Consider the following 12,796-nt stretch of genomic DNA (forward strand, 5'->3'; position numbering starts at 1 on the left):
TCGTCGGACTTCGGCTTCGACGACGCTTCCTTGACCGGCTTGTCGGCGTTCTTGCGTTCCGGCGCCTTGGCGCTTTCGGCCTGCGCCGGCTGCGGCTTCGGCCGCGCTTCCGGCGCGGGAGCGGAATCCGGCAGCTGCGTCGCCTCGGCGGGCGGCTCCTGCGCTATGGCTTCAGCGACGGCGTCAGGCTTGACCTCGGGCGTCGGATCGATGGCAGCAGTCTTGTCCTGCGGTGGCGGGGTTGGCGCCGGCTTGGCCGGTGTCGGCTTGGGCTCGGCCTGCTTGACCGGCTCGGGCTTGACCTCTTCCTTGGGCGTCGGCGCCGGCGCCACTTCCGTTGCCGGGGTGGGCTTGGGCTTCTCCTGCGGCTTCGGCACGTCCTCGGGCTTCGGCTTTTCGATCGGGGTCGGCGCGGGCGGCGGAGCCGAGGTCATGTCGACGGGCTTCGGCTTGGCTTCCGGCGTTATCGGCTTGTCGGTGTCGACGCTGTTCTCGCCGACCTTCTGCGCGTCCGGAACGATGTCCGGGCGCTGCGTCGGCACAGGTGCCGGCTTTTCATGCATCACGGCCTTCTTGTCGCCCTGCAACGTCTGCGCAATGGCTTCCATGGGCACGATATCGACCGCCACCGACTCGACGTCGGACGACGGAAGTGCCGCCGGCGCCGTCAGCGTGAACAGGCCGAAGGTCAGCGCCGCCGTATGCAAGATCACCGATGTGGTGAGGCCGGTCTTCATCGCGCGTCTATTGGTCCTGTTCCTGCAGTGAAACCAAGCCGATGTTCTTGTAGCCAGCGGCCGAAATGCGGGCCATCACCTTCATCGCCGTACCATAGTCGGTGGACTTGTCGCCGCGGATGAAGATGCGCTCCTCATAGCCGGTCTTCGAGATTGCCTGCAGCTTGGCCACCAGCTCCTCGATCGGGATCTCGGTTTCCTGCAGATAGATCTGGCCGGCGGCGTTGATCGAGACGGTGATCGGCTGCGTGTCGGCATTCATCGCCTTGGCCTGCGTATCCGGCAGGTCGATCGGCACGCCGACCGTCAGCATCGGTGCGGCGACCATGAAGATGATCAGCAGCACCAGCATCACGTCGACCATCGGCGTGACGTTGATCTCGGACATCAGCGCATGGTGACGGCCGCGCCGCCTGTGGCCGCGCCCGCCGCGCCCTCCCATGCCCATGGACATACCCATCTGCTACTCCTCAGGCCTTGGGGGCCACTTTTTCATCGATTTGGCGCGAGAGTATGGCGGAGAACTCGTCGGAGAACCCTTCCATGCGCACGGCTATCTTGCTCGCATCGGACGACAGCTTGTTGTAGGCAATGACGGCCGGAATGGCGGCCAGCAGGCCGATGGCCGTCGCCAGCAACGCTTCGGCAATGCCGGGCGCAACCACCGCGAGACTGGTGTTCTTGGAGCCGGCGATCGCCTGGAACGAGGTCATGATGCCGATGACGGTGCCGAACAGGCCGATGAAAGGTGCCGCCGAGCCGGTGGTGGCGAGGAAACCTAGGCGGCCTTCCAGCTTTTCCATCTCGCGGGTCAGCGCCAGGTCCATCGCCTTGTCGATGCGGGTCTGCAGGCCGAGCGGCGACTTGGCGCCCTTCTCGAAACTCTTCTTCCACTCGCGCATGGCCGCGACGAAAATGGCGCCCATGCCGGTGGTCTTGCGATCGGCGAGCGTGCGGTAAAGCTCCTCAAGCGACTGCCCCGACCAGAACACCTGTTCGAACCGGTTGAGCGCCAGCCGCATGCGGGCATAGGAAACCAGCTTGTCGACGATGATCGCCCAGGTCCAGACCGAGGCGCAGAGCAGGCCGATCATGACCAGCTTGACAACCCAGCTGGCCGAAACGAACAGCGACCAAACCGACAATTGCGCGCCCGGGTCGGCGAGTGCGATATTTTCCATCGTTACGTCCTTAAGATTTTCCGGGCGAAGCTGGCGGCTGGCCCCTGGCATCCCTTGTGGTCGGTTCGCACGAAGCTACCGGAACAACCCCAAACTGTGCCGTTATCGGCCTTTTCGGGGCAAATATTGGTGAAAGGAAGGCGTTCGATAACGCCAATCTTCACCAATCTCTTCATGAACCGTTATGGTTAAGGATGGGTTAGTATATAAGGCGCGGCGCATTGCCACGCCCAATGGCAAGGCCATCAATTCAATGGCTGCGCCTAGGGTGTGCTGAGATTCAGGTCAGGCCGAGCCGAAAACGGTAGATTCCGAGAACCGGAGCGGAGCGTACTTTTCGTACGTGAGCACAGTTCTACCGCGATGCGGTAGAACGGGGAAGCGCAGGAAGCTGCTGTTTGCAGGCCGGTATCACCTGAATATCAGCGCACCCTCGGCATGAATGCCGCCACCCATTCTCTGGGAAAACGCCTTGGGCGGCCATTCTCACCGATGATCGCCGCCTCGACCTTGGCCTCGACCAGCAGTTCGTCGCCACGCTTGAGTTGCTGCGCCATGAAGATGCGCGCGCCGGAAATCTCCTCGGTGCGAGTGTCGACCGTCAGGATGTCGTCGATACGGGCGGGGCCGCGAAAGTCGATCTCCATGCGCCGCACCACCCAGACTATTCTTTCGCCATGCTTGCCATCGGCAAGCTCTGTGTGGTGCACGCCGGTCAGCCGGAGATAGTCGGAGCGACCGCGTTCGAAGAATTCGAGATAGCGCGCATGGTAGACGACGCCGGAGAAATCGGTGTCGGCATAATAGACCCGCGCCATCAGCCGGTGGCCGAACGTGGTCAGCGCGCCGGAAAGCCCGGCCAGCAGCGTCGCCGATTCACCATGATCGCCCATTGCGCTTCCTTTTTCAGCCCCGACGAGGCACCAGTTTCCCGCGGAACATAACATCGGATGGCACTGTTGACGGCGATGATCAAGAGTTTGACGGCGGCGCTGTTCGTGCTCGTGGCTTTGGCGCTGCCTGGCCAGGCCGCGACATTCTCGATGAAGCGCGGCCTCAACCTCGACCAATGGGTCACATGGCCCGGCGAAGACCAGTGGGGCGACGCCAAAGCCATCCTGCCCTATCCGGAATGGCGCAAATTCCTTGGGGAGAACGACCTCAAGGCGCTGAAGGATGCCGGCCTCGATTTCCTGCGCATGCCGGTCGACCCTTCGCCTTTCCTGTCCGACCAGACCGTGGCCTTGCGTGACGACCTCTATGCCAGCGTGCTGGACTCCGTGCGCATGATCAACCGCGCCGGGCTGAAGGTGGTCGTCGACATGCACCTGATCCCGGCCGGCGGCAGCCGCAAGATCGGCATGGCGCAAGTGATGGACGACCCGCGGACCTTCGACGCCTATGTCGAGATGGTCCGCAAGATGGCCCGCACGCTGGCCGGCGAAGACCCCACCCAGGTTGCCTTCGAGCCGATGAACGAACCGATCGTCGACTGCGACAGCGACGGCACCAGCCTGTGGCCGGACCGCCAGCGTAAACTGTTCGCCGCGGCGCGATCCTCGGCGACGAAACTGACCTTCGTGCTGACCGGCGCATGCTATTCCGCGGCGAGTTCGCTGGAGAAGATCGATCCCAAGACGATCCCTGACGACAATGTCATCTGGACGTTCCACTCCTACGATCCGTTCCTGCTCACCCATCAGGGCGCGACCTGGGCCGGCGACTTCATCCCCTATGTGACCGGCCTGCCTTACCCGCTGAGCGCGGTGCCCAAGGCACAGCTCGACGTGACGCTCGACACCATCCGCGCCAGGATCAAGGCCGAGGCGCCGTGGACACGGCAGAGCGGCCTGCTTGCCTATCTCGACGAACAGGTCGCCAGCATGGACAGTCCCGACAAGTTGCTGGGCCTCATGGATGCGCCGTTCAAAAAGGTCGAGGCATGGGCGAGTGCCAATGGCGTCAGGCCTGAAAACATCACGCTGGGCGAGTTCGGCATGATCCGCCAGGAATATGGCAATTCCTATGTGATGCCCGCCGGGTACCGGGCCGCCTATGTCAGGGACATGATCGGGCGTGCCGAAGCACATGGCTTCTCATGGTCGGTGTGGAGTTATGGCGGCGCCTTCGGCATCGTCGACGCCTTCAATGGCGACAAAGCCGAGCCGGATGTGATGGACGTGATCCGCGGGCTGCATTGATCGCTCAGCCAAGATCGACCGAGAAGATTCCGGGCGCATTCAAAAACGTACCGACGCAATGCTGAGCCAATACCCGAGACGACGGGCGGCGCACTGGAAAATTACTCTTCCTGGAACAGGTTGATCTGCTGCTGTGCCAGATCCTTCGGCGCGTCGAGGCCGAGATGGCGCCAGGCATTGGCCGTCAGCATGCGGCCGCGCGGCGTGCGCTGGATGAAGCCCTGCTGGATCAGATAGGGCTCGATGATGTCCTCGATGGCATCGCGCGGCTCTGACAGGCCGGCGGCGATCGTCTCGATGCCGACCGGCCCGCCGCCGAAATTGCGCGCGATCATCCTGAGATACCGCCGGTCGAGCGCGTCGAGGCCGAGCGCATCGACTTCCAGCCGGGTCAACGCCTCGTCGGCGATCTTGCGGTCGACATGGCCGTCGCCGGCCACCGAGGCGAAATCGCGCACGCGGCGCAAGAGCCGGCCGGCGATGCGTGGCGTGCCGCGCGCACGCCGCGCGATTTCCAGCGCACCGTCGTCGCCGAGCGGCATCTGCAGGATGCGCGCGCCGCGCCGCACGATCTGCTCCAGTTCCTCGACCGTGTAAAAGTTGAGCCGCACCGGAATGCCGAAACGGTCGCGCAGCGGATTGGTGAGCAGGCCGAGCCGCGTGGTGGCAGCGACGAGCGTGAAGCGGGCAAGGTCGATCTTGACCGAACGCGCCGCCGGTCCTTCGCCGATGATCAGGTCGAGCTGGAAATCCTCCATCGCCGGATAAAGGATCTCCTCCACCGCCGGGCTCAGCCGGTGGATCTCGTCGATGAACAGCACGTCGCCTTCCTCGAGATTGGTCAGCAGCGCGGCAAGATCGCCCGCCTTGGCGATGACCGGACCCGAGGTCGAGCGGAAATTGACGCCGAGTTCGCGCGCCATGATCTGCGCCAGCGTCGTCTTGCCGAGACCGGGCGGCCCGACGAACAGCACATGGTCGAGCGCCTCGTTGCGGCCCTTGGCGGCCTCGATGAACACTTTGAGATTGGCCCGCACCGCCGCCTGGCCGACGAAATCGTCGAGCGTCTGCGGCCGCAAGGTCTGCTCGGCATCCTCGCCGCGTTTTTCCGGCGCAATCAGGCGGGGCGACAGGCTCATGACGCCTTCCTTGCACACGGCAAGGAGCTGAACAAGCGACGGTTCACCGCGCCAGTTCCTTCAGCCCGAAGCGGATCAGCTTTGGCGCATCGGCATCCTCGCCCGCCGTCTTCAGCGCCGCCGCCACAGCATTGGCGGCGGTGTCGCGCGAATAGCCGAGATTGACCAGCGCCGAGACCGCGTCGGTGATGGGCGCGGATGCCACGCCGTCACCGAGTTCCTGTTTCAGGCCGATGGTGCCCGAGGCGGTGCCGGCGTAGGCCGGCGCCTTGTTCTTCAACTCGGTGACGATGCGCTCGGCCACTTTCTTGCCGACGCCGGGCGCGCGCGAAACCATGGCAATGTCGCGCAGCGCAATGGCGTTGGCGAGATCCGCCGGCGCCAGCGTCGACAGGATGGCCAGCGCCACCTTGGCGCCGACGCCCGGAACATTGTTCATCAGCAGCCGGAACCACTCGCGTTCCAGCACCGACTGGAAGCCGTAGAGGCGCAGCATGTCCTCGCGGACATAGGTCTCGATAAACAGCACCACCGCTTCGCCCGGCGAAGGCAACGCCGCCAGCGTGCGCGCCGAGCAATAGGCGACGTAGCCGACGCCATGGATGTCCACGAGGCAATGATCCTCGTCGACCTCGTCGAGCGTGCCCTTGAGCTTGCCGATCATGCCAGATCTTTCATGGAAGATAGGCCCTCATGGGTGCGTTTCAGGAGAGATGATGTCGAGGTCGGGAAAATAGCTGCGGTAGCGAGCAGCGTCGCGGGTCAAGAGACGATGTCCAGCGACGGTCGCGTGAGCGCCGATAAAGAAATCAGGCAAGGTTCTTTCCCTGACGCCACCAGCCCGGCGATAGCGGGAATGCGTGACGCCCGCAAGGAATGCCGCGTCCCAAGGTACAAGTTCGCGATCCATCCCAAGCATGTCGACTGCTTTTCGAAGCGCCGTTTCCGTCGCGATCAACGGCGCCAACTCGGACCAGACGATCGTATTGACCACCAACGCGCCGTCGCGGCGGCAGGAGGCGATTGCCGATGCCGACCATCCTTTCAGCGGTCCGGCTGGACCCCAAACGTCGATCAGGACATTTGTGTCAATCAACGTCGAGATCTTCACGCGGCCCCCTCAACCACTCCATGTACTGATCGGTGGTCATGCCTCCCAGATCCAACGTCCCCTCCATCCGGTCGAGGACATCGCTGAACCTGCGCAATTTCTCTTCCTGGGAGAGGTTCTCGTTGACGGCAACCAGCCGAACGCCCTCGTCGGTGGCCACGAACTCCACCTCGGAGCCCGGGGCGATGCCCAGACGGTCCCTTATCGGCTTGGGGATTGTGACTTGCCCCTTGGTGGTCACGCGCATGGTAATACCTCTGCGGTATTACTTATCCCTGCAGCGTGAACAAGTCAAGAACGTAGCTAGCCGGCCAGCGCCATCCTGTAGGCCACGCTCTGCCGGTGATGCGCGTGGCAGATGGCGATGGCGAGCGCATCAGCGGCATGTTCGGTATCGAAGACGGCTTTTGGCAACAGCACCTTCACCATCATGTGGATCTGCTTCTTGTCGCCATGGCCGACGCCGATCACTGCCTTCTTGACCGCGTTGGGCGCATATTCGGCAACGACGAGACCCGCACGCGCCGGCACCAGCATGGCGATGCCGCGCGCCTGGCCGAGCTTCAGCGTTGCCACCGCGTCCTTGTTGACGAAGGTCTGTTCAACCGCCGCCTCGTGCGGCATCGCGCTGTGCAGGATTTCGGCGAGCCCGTCATGCAGCTGGCACAGCCGCGTTGCCAGCGCCGCCTTATCCTCGGACTTCACGGTCCCGGAAGCAATGAAGCGCAGCGAATTGCCGAGGCTTTCGACGATGCCCCAGCCGGTGCGTCGAAGCCCAGGATCGATACCGATGATGCGAATCGCTTCCGCCATTTGCCGACTTTACCTCCGGCCCACAGCGATGCCAGCGAAATGTGAACAAACCGGAAACAGAAGACAGACCGGGGTCTAACCCCGAGCGAAAGCCGTGTTGAGCAGGCTGATCTGGTCGGAAACTGGATTGAGGCGGCGAGCCATCGGTTGCATGTCGACCAAGGCGCCCGAGCCATAGATCTCCTCGTCCATGCGGCGCACCAGTGCTTGCAGGCGCAGCGAGCGGGTGACGAGATCGAGGAAATCCTCGGGCAACTCGGCCCAGCCGGCGGCTTCGTCATGGGCGGAAGCGGTGTCGAGACGCACCTTGGACTTTTCCGACGCGACCTGGTCGCGGGTCATCTCGCCGGAATTGGCGGCGCGCTGCAAAAGCAGCCAGGACGCAACCTGCATCAGCCTGGTGGTCAGCCGCATCGATTCGGCCGCATAGAGCGTGGCGCCCAGCCGCGACAGTTTCTTTGCCTCGGCCCGGCCCTTGCCGTCGAGATATTCGGCGGCCTGTTCGACCAGGCCCATGCCTTCCTGGTAAAGCGGCTTGAAGGATTGCGAGAACACCCGGCGCTCCGCCAACTTGACGGTTTTTGCACTGCCCTTCGAAGGCTCGTTCATTGATACGCCCCTGCACTTGCAACCGGCCGATTCGGCTCCCTGCCGATACACCCGGAACCCTATCTGACTGAAGCTTGAAAATGCGCTTCGTCACCGGCGAAGGCAAGCACATGTTTAACAGAAGGTTAACGGCGAGCCGCCATTGGGCGGCCCCGCTGAGATGCGGACAAAAAAGAGAAATGAAGACAAAAAAAGAGCCGCGGATAAGGCGGCTCTCAGGAGTTTAACAGGGAGGCGTCAAACAAAGTGGCTCCAACCACTCGGTAAGAATCCAGATCACTGGATGAACATAGTAAACACCTGTAAAGCTTAATGAAGCCTTAACGTCGCGGATGTTTTTTGACCGAACGCCGCCATACTGTGCCGTAACAGGACAGCATTTCCGGCCTCAGGCTAGCTCAGGCTATCCTCCAGATCGCCGGCACAGCCTCACCTTACCTCAGGTCCAGCTCAGGCCGTCCTCCAGACGGCCGGCAGCGCGATGAAGGCGAACAGCAGCATGGCTGCGTAGAAGCCCATCGAGGAGGCCGCCACCAGCGGTTCGATCGCGGCATTGCCGGCAAGCAGGAAATAGAGGCCGATCAGCAGGCCGATGCCGCTGATTGCGGTCAGCCAGAAATGAACGGTGGCGAGCGTCTTCTGCCCGATGGCAGGGAACAAATGGTAGAAGAAGGCGAAGACCGCCGACATCAGCCATCCGGCCACCATCGTGTGGGCGTGAGTCGGCATCTGGCCGTGATCCTGGCTGATCGACATGTGCAGGCCGAGCGCCATGCCGCACAGCGAATAGATGACGGCCAGTGTGAAGAAATTCCGTGCTACCCCTTGCATGTCTGTCCCCCGAATTGCCTTTTCCCGTTTGCGGGAATGGATTGATCGTCAGACGACTTTTGTCGCCACCGGGCTCCCGGCGTCGGCGCATTAGCATCAGCGATGTTTCCGGACGATGTCGCGCCAACCCCTCCCGACGATTCGTACATTAGCAGGAAATCAGATAGCGCGTTCACTATCTCAGCCGCTTCTTCATTGCCTGAAACAGATCCGGTTTTTTCGCGACATCGTTCCGAAACAGGCGCCACGCTAAACGCCCGCTCCTCTGACGGCCGGCGCAAATCAGCGCCGCCGCAACCTGACCGGAACACTGCAGGAGCAACCCATGGACTGGTACACGATCGTCAAATTCCTCCACGTCACTACCGCCATTCTGTGGGTCGGAGGCGGCTTCGTGCTGTTCCTGCTGGGCATACTTGCCGAGCGGGCGGGCAACATCGAGGAAAAACTGCAGGCAATGCGCGCCAGCGGTCAGCTGGGCGGCAGGTTCTTCGCGCCGATGTCGATGCTGACGCTGATTTTCGGCCTCATCATGTGCTGGTTCTGGGTCGGCTTCTCCGACCTGTGGATCCTCATCGGCCTGGCCGGCTACGCCACGACCTTTTCGATCGGCATGTTCATCTTCAAACCGACCGGCGAGCGCATGGGCACAATGATCGCCAAGGAGGGCGTCACACCAGAGGTTCTTGCCATCGGCCAGCGTATGATGAGCGCGGCGCGCTTCGACTATGCCGTGATGGTGGTCATCATTGCCGACATGGTGCTCAAGCCGACCGTGCATGACATCGGTATCCTCGCCGGCATGGTGCTGGTCGTCTTGATCGGCGCCACACTGGCCTTTGGCGGCAACCGCCGTCTCGTGCCGAGCGCTGCCTGACCCTGATGACGGGCGGCGGCGCAGCCGCCTTTCTACATCAGACCTGCGATGCCATCCCACAGCAGCTTCAGTGCAACGACCGCGACGGTTGCATAGGTGAAGGGATAGAAGGTTTCCGGCCGCATCCGCCGCACCAGCCAGGCCCCGGCAATGGTCGACAGCGGCGCCAGCGGCATCAGCACCGCCGATGCCGTCAGATTGGCGGTGTCGAACTGGCCGAGCGCGAAATAGGGCACCAGCTTCAGCGCATTGGTGGCGGCAAAGAAGATCGCGGCGGTGCCCGATAGAACCTTCGGATCGAGACGGATCGGCAAGGCATAGACCTGGAAGGGCGGGCCGCCGACATGGGCGACGAAACTGGTGAACCCGGCGACCGTGCCCCAGACGGCGGCGGCCACGCGGTTGGGCGCGGCAGCGTGATCGGCGCCATGGCGGAACTGCAGATAGAGCCAGCGCAGGACGAAGACGATGGCGACGGCGCCGACGATCAACCGCACCGCCTCTTCGGTCACCAGTGCCGCCGTCAGCCAGCCAAGGCCGATGCCGATGACGGCGCCCGGCATCATGTCGACCAGCATCTTTCTGTTATAAACGCCCCACCATGTCCATACCGAGACGATGTCCATCAGGCACAGGATCGGCAGCAGGATGGCCGCCGCCTGCACCGGCGGCATGGTCAGCGCCATCAGCGGCACGCCGACGAAACCGACGGCGCCGCCAAAGCCGCCCTTGGACAGGCCGACCAGAATGACCGCCGGAATGGCAGCCGCATAGAACCACGGATCGAGAAGCAGGCCTGACATGGGAGGGGGGACTGGTCCGGAGGGAAAGCGGGTCGACGCTTGAATAGCCCAGAATGCCCGGCGGAGCGACAGCAAATATGAGCGTGGCGGCGGCACACTCGGCCGACGCCGGCCAGTGCCTAGCGCCGAGCCGAGACCAGCAGGAACATCGGCCGCTCGAGCTCTTCCGCCAGTTCCGGCTTGGCTGCGATTTGCGCATCGGTCGGCCGGAATTCCTCGACATGGCCGATGGTGAAGCCGGACCGGATCAGTGCGTTAAGGGTGGTGCCGATCGTGCGGTGATGTTTCACCACGCCCTTGGCCAGCCAGTCGGTGCTGCGCGGTCCTTCCACCAGATATTGGTCGACAGGCCACGTCTTGCGGCCTTCGCTATCGATCACCCAGCCGGGTTTGGTCGGCGCCATGGAGATCGGATGTTCCGTCGAAAAGACGAAACGCCCGCCAGGCGCCAGGGCCCGATGCACGGTCCCGAACAGACGCGACACATCCTCGACATAGTGCAAGGCGAGCGAGCTGTAGACGAGATCGAAGCTGGCTTCCGGCAGGCTGAGCCGATCGAGATCGGCCGTCTCATAGCTTATGCCAGCATCGGGGCCGGCGGCCCTTGCCCGGGCAAGCATCTTCTCCGACAGATCCAGGCCAAGCACCTGCGCCGCCCCATGCTCGCGAGCCCAGCGGCAGAACCAGCCGAAGCCGCAGCCGAGATCGACGACCCTCAAGCCGCCGACATCGGGCAGCATGGCGCGCAGGGCCGGCCACTCGGCGGCACCCTCCAGCCCCGCGACCGAACGGCCGAGCTGGCTATAGCCTGCGAAGAAATCCTCACGATCGTATATATTCTGCGCCATGGTTCCGGCCTCGTTTGGGTCGGCACACTAACCAACCGGCCACCGGCTTTCCACCCAACTCGATCAGGAGGCCTGCAAGACCTTTGCCCTATCCCGAGAGGCGGTTGCGTCAAGCGGCGGCGGCCGCCGCCGGATCGGCTGCGCCTTGATGATGGCGGTGCTGGTCTCGGCCTTGTCGGCGATACGGTCCAAAATCCCGTCGAGATCGCCGATCGAACGCACGAACAGTCGGGCGACGAAACAGTCATCGCCCGTCACCTTGTCGCATTCGCCGAATTCGGGAATCTCCTCGATCAGCTTCTGGACAATGTGCAGCTTGCCCGGCAAAGGCCGGATGCGCACGATCGCCTGCAGGGTATAGCCGAGCGCCAGCGGATCGATCTCGACAGTGAACGCCCGGATGACGCCGCGCTCCTCGAGCCGTCGCAGCCGCTCCGAAACGCTTGGCGACGACAGCCCGACCTGGGCGGCCAGTTCCTTCAGCGAGGTCCGTGCATCCTTGACCAGGATTTCAAGGAGATTTCGGTCGAGATCGTCCAGCATCTTTTTCTTTTCCCGATAGTTTGGAGTTTTTACCTAATATAATTATGCCAACCGGCCATACGCCCTTTCCAATCAGATGGAAAGCTCCACGGCCGCATGTGATTATAGCGGCTCAACCGATATGGAGGTTTGTTGTGAACGAAACGGTGCGCGGCACGGCCGAAATGTCAGCTGCAATGGCCATCCTGGGAACGATCGGATGGTTCGTTGTCCTGTCCGGCCAGCCGATCATGGATGTGGTGTTCTGGCGTTGCGTTTTCGGTGCGCTGACGCTGCTCATCATCTGCGCCGGGCTGGGATTGCTGCGCAACAGGCTGTCGCTACGCATCATCGGCCTCGCCGCGCTCGGCGGCGTCGCCATCGTCGTCAACTGGCTGCTGCTGTTCAGCGCATTCTCGCGCGCGTCGATCTCGATCGCCACCGCTGTCTACAACACGCAGCCTTTCATGCTGGTCGGCTTCGGTGCGCTTTTCTTCGCCGAGCGGCTGACCCTGACCAAGCTGACCTGGCTGGCCATCGCCTTCGCCGGCATGGTTCTGATCGTGCAGTCGGCTCCCGATGCCGGCGATATCGGCACGGATTATTTCACCGGCATCGTCATGGCGTTGGGCGCGGCTTTCTTCTGGGCCGTCGCCGCCATCGTCACCAAGAAGCTCAAGGGCACGCCGCCGCACCTCATCGCGCTGATCCAGGTCTGCGTCGGCGTCGTCATGCTGGCGCCTTTCGCCAATCTTGCAGAGCTTCCGGCCGATGCCTGGAGCTGGACCATGCTGGCGACGCTCGGCATCGTCCATACCGGCCTGATGTACATACTGATGTACGGCGCCATCCAGAAGCTGCCGACGCATCTGCAGGGATCGCTGTCCTTCATCTATCCGGTCGTCGCCATCCTGGTCGATGTCGTCGCCTTCGGCCATCGGCTGCATCTGAGTCAGGTCGTCGGCGCCACCGCCATCCTGATCGCCGCCGCCGGCATGAATCTCGGCTGGACGCTGTGGAAGGGCAAACCGCCCGTGGCGAGCCCGCACCCGATCAAATGAAGCGCCCCGCCGGATGCCCGGCGGGTCAAACATCGCGATCCCGGCTGCCCGCCTGTTCAAAGC

16 protein-coding genes and 1 pseudogene are annotated in these 12,796 nt (G+C 63.0%); 3 read left to right on the forward strand and 14 right to left on the reverse strand.

Annotated features, from left to right (window positions below; all coding sequences use genetic code 11):
• The 4 genes and pseudogenes from EOD15_RS15985 to ybgC form a co-directional block, all read right to left on the reverse strand.
• A pseudogene (locus EOD15_RS15985) lies at nt 1–737 on the reverse strand (hypothetical protein); the annotation flags it as partial.
• A 7-nt stretch (nt 738–744) separates the two neighbouring features.
• Nucleotides 745–1,197, reverse strand: a complete 453-nt coding sequence (tolR, locus tag EOD15_RS15990) for a protein TolR (protein WP_023811855.1) — start codon at nt 1,195–1,197, stop codon at nt 745–747.
• Between the two features lie 10 nt (nt 1,198–1,207).
• Nucleotides 1,208–1,918 (reverse strand): protein TolQ, encoded by a 711-nt coding sequence (gene tolQ, locus EOD15_RS15995; protein WP_013529145.1) that lies wholly within the window; start codon nt 1,916–1,918, stop codon nt 1,208–1,210.
• Between the two features lie 422 nt (nt 1,919–2,340).
• A complete protein-coding gene (ybgC, locus tag EOD15_RS16000) occupies nt 2,341–2,811 on the reverse strand; it encodes a tol-pal system-associated acyl-CoA thioesterase (RefSeq protein ID WP_127269539.1) in 471 nt (156 codons plus the stop codon).
• 57 nt (nt 2,812–2,868) lie between these two features.
• On the opposite strand from ybgC, the gene EOD15_RS16005 reads away from it, so the two are divergent.
• Nucleotides 2,869–4,119, forward strand: a complete 1,251-nt coding sequence (locus tag EOD15_RS16005) for a cellulase family glycosylhydrolase (RefSeq protein ID WP_127320887.1) — start codon at nt 2,869–2,871, stop codon at nt 4,117–4,119.
• A 101-nt stretch (nt 4,120–4,220) separates the two neighbouring features.
• Here the strand turns inward: EOD15_RS16005 and ruvB are convergent, their stop codons facing one another.
• From ruvB to EOD15_RS16040, 7 genes are all read right to left on the reverse strand, one after another.
• Nucleotides 4,221–5,258: a Holliday junction branch migration DNA helicase RuvB gene (ruvB, locus tag EOD15_RS16010; RefSeq protein ID WP_127320886.1), complete on the reverse strand. Its 1,038-nt coding sequence runs from the start codon at nt 5,256–5,258 to the stop codon at nt 4,221–4,223.
• Between the two features lie 43 nt (nt 5,259–5,301).
• Nucleotides 5,302–5,922 (reverse strand): Holliday junction branch migration protein RuvA, encoded by a 621-nt coding sequence (ruvA, locus tag EOD15_RS16015; RefSeq protein WP_013529140.1) that lies wholly within the window; start codon nt 5,920–5,922, stop codon nt 5,302–5,304.
• Nucleotides 5,923–5,949: 27 nt separating this feature from the next.
• Complete coding sequence (locus EOD15_RS16020; RefSeq protein ID WP_127320885.1) at nt 5,950–6,369, reverse strand: type II toxin-antitoxin system VapC family toxin; 420 nt, start codon at nt 6,367–6,369, stop codon at nt 5,950–5,952.
• Nucleotides 6,347–6,616 carry an AbrB/MazE/SpoVT family DNA-binding domain-containing protein gene (locus EOD15_RS16025; protein ID WP_027162524.1) on the reverse strand — a complete coding sequence of 90 codons (270 nt, stop codon included), beginning with the start codon at nt 6,614–6,616 and terminating at the stop codon, nt 6,347–6,349. The genes EOD15_RS16020 and EOD15_RS16025 overlap by 23 nt, the downstream gene beginning before the upstream one ends.
• 56 nt (nt 6,617–6,672) lie before the next feature.
• Complete coding sequence (gene ruvC / locus EOD15_RS16030; RefSeq protein WP_127320884.1) at nt 6,673–7,182, reverse strand: crossover junction endodeoxyribonuclease RuvC; 510 nt, start codon at nt 7,180–7,182, stop codon at nt 6,673–6,675.
• A 75-nt stretch (nt 7,183–7,257) separates the two neighbouring features.
• Nucleotides 7,258–7,791, reverse strand: a complete 534-nt coding sequence (locus EOD15_RS16035; protein WP_127320883.1) for a DUF1465 family protein — start codon at nt 7,789–7,791, stop codon at nt 7,258–7,260.
• Nucleotides 7,792–8,241: 450 nt separating this feature from the next.
• Nucleotides 8,242–8,622: a hypothetical protein gene (locus EOD15_RS16040; protein WP_127320882.1), complete on the reverse strand. Its 381-nt coding sequence runs from the start codon at nt 8,620–8,622 to the stop codon at nt 8,242–8,244.
• 325 nt (nt 8,623–8,947) lie between these two features.
• Between EOD15_RS16040 and EOD15_RS16045 the strand changes: the two genes are divergently transcribed.
• Complete coding sequence (locus tag EOD15_RS16045) at nt 8,948–9,499, forward strand: DUF2269 family protein (protein WP_127320881.1); 552 nt, start codon at nt 8,948–8,950, stop codon at nt 9,497–9,499.
• Nucleotides 9,500–9,531: 32 nt separating this feature from the next.
• Here EOD15_RS16045 and EOD15_RS16050 read toward each other — a convergent pair whose 3' ends face one another.
• From EOD15_RS16050 to EOD15_RS16060, 3 genes are all read right to left on the reverse strand, one after another.
• A complete protein-coding gene (locus tag EOD15_RS16050) occupies nt 9,532–10,302 on the reverse strand; it encodes a sulfite exporter TauE/SafE family protein (protein ID WP_127408625.1) in 771 nt (256 codons plus the stop codon).
• A gap of 119 nt (nt 10,303–10,421) precedes the next feature.
• Nucleotides 10,422–11,150 carry a class I SAM-dependent methyltransferase gene (locus EOD15_RS16055; protein ID WP_127408626.1) on the reverse strand — a complete coding sequence of 243 codons (729 nt, stop codon included), beginning with the start codon at nt 11,148–11,150 and terminating at the stop codon, nt 10,422–10,424.
• Nucleotides 11,151–11,213: 63 nt separating this feature from the next.
• A complete protein-coding gene (locus tag EOD15_RS16060; protein ID WP_127268483.1) occupies nt 11,214–11,693 on the reverse strand; it encodes an Lrp/AsnC family transcriptional regulator in 480 nt (159 codons plus the stop codon).
• A 134-nt stretch (nt 11,694–11,827) separates the two neighbouring features.
• On the opposite strand from EOD15_RS16060, the gene EOD15_RS16065 reads away from it, so the two are divergent.
• Nucleotides 11,828–12,733: a DMT family transporter gene (locus EOD15_RS16065; protein ID WP_127408627.1), complete on the forward strand. Its 906-nt coding sequence runs from the start codon at nt 11,828–11,830 to the stop codon at nt 12,731–12,733.
• The last annotated feature ends 63 nt before the right edge of the window (nt 12,734–12,796 follow it).

Source organism: Mesorhizobium sp. M7A.T.Ca.US.000.02.2.1 (genome assembly GCF_003996995.1).
Taxonomy (GTDB): domain Bacteria; phylum Pseudomonadota; class Alphaproteobacteria; order Rhizobiales; family Rhizobiaceae; genus Mesorhizobium.

Excerpts from the sequence above, each read along its gene's own strand:
- ruvA (WP_013529140.1), bottom strand. The coding sequence starts at position 5,922 with ATGATCGGCAAGCTCAAGGGCACGCTCGACGAGGTCGACGAGGATCAT.
- ruvB (WP_127320886.1), bottom strand. The coding sequence starts at position 5,258 with ATGAGCCTGTCGCCCCGCCTGATTGCGCCGGAAAAACGCGGCGAGGAT.
- EOD15_RS16050 (WP_127408625.1), bottom strand. The coding sequence starts at position 10,302 with ATGTCAGGCCTGCTTCTCGATCCGTGGTTCTATGCGGCTGCCATTCCG.
- EOD15_RS16045 (WP_127320881.1), top strand. The coding sequence starts at position 8,948 with ATGGACTGGTACACGATCGTCAAATTCCTCCACGTCACTACCGCCATT.
- tolR (WP_023811855.1), bottom strand. The coding sequence starts at position 1,197 with ATGGGTATGTCCATGGGCATGGGAGGGCGCGGCGGGCGCGGCCACAGG.
- EOD15_RS16060 (WP_127268483.1), bottom strand. The coding sequence starts at position 11,693 with ATGCTGGACGATCTCGACCGAAATCTCCTTGAAATCCTGGTCAAGGAT.
- EOD15_RS16035 (WP_127320883.1), bottom strand. The coding sequence starts at position 7,791 with ATGAACGAGCCTTCGAAGGGCAGTGCAAAAACCGTCAAGTTGGCGGAG.
- EOD15_RS16005 (WP_127320887.1), top strand. The coding sequence starts at position 2,869 with ATGGCACTGTTGACGGCGATGATCAAGAGTTTGACGGCGGCGCTGTTC.
- EOD15_RS16025 (WP_027162524.1), bottom strand. The coding sequence starts at position 6,616 with ATGCGCGTGACCACCAAGGGGCAAGTCACAATCCCCAAGCCGATAAGG.
- tolQ (WP_013529145.1), bottom strand. The coding sequence starts at position 1,918 with ATGGAAAATATCGCACTCGCCGACCCGGGCGCGCAATTGTCGGTTTGG.
- EOD15_RS16040 (WP_127320882.1), bottom strand. The coding sequence starts at position 8,622 with ATGCAAGGGGTAGCACGGAATTTCTTCACACTGGCCGTCATCTATTCG.
- ybgC (WP_127269539.1), bottom strand. The coding sequence starts at position 2,811 with ATGGGCGATCATGGTGAATCGGCGACGCTGCTGGCCGGGCTTTCCGGC.
- EOD15_RS16055 (WP_127408626.1), bottom strand. The coding sequence starts at position 11,150 with ATGGCGCAGAATATATACGATCGTGAGGATTTCTTCGCAGGCTATAGC.
- ruvC (WP_127320884.1), bottom strand. The coding sequence starts at position 7,182 with ATGGCGGAAGCGATTCGCATCATCGGTATCGATCCTGGGCTTCGACGC.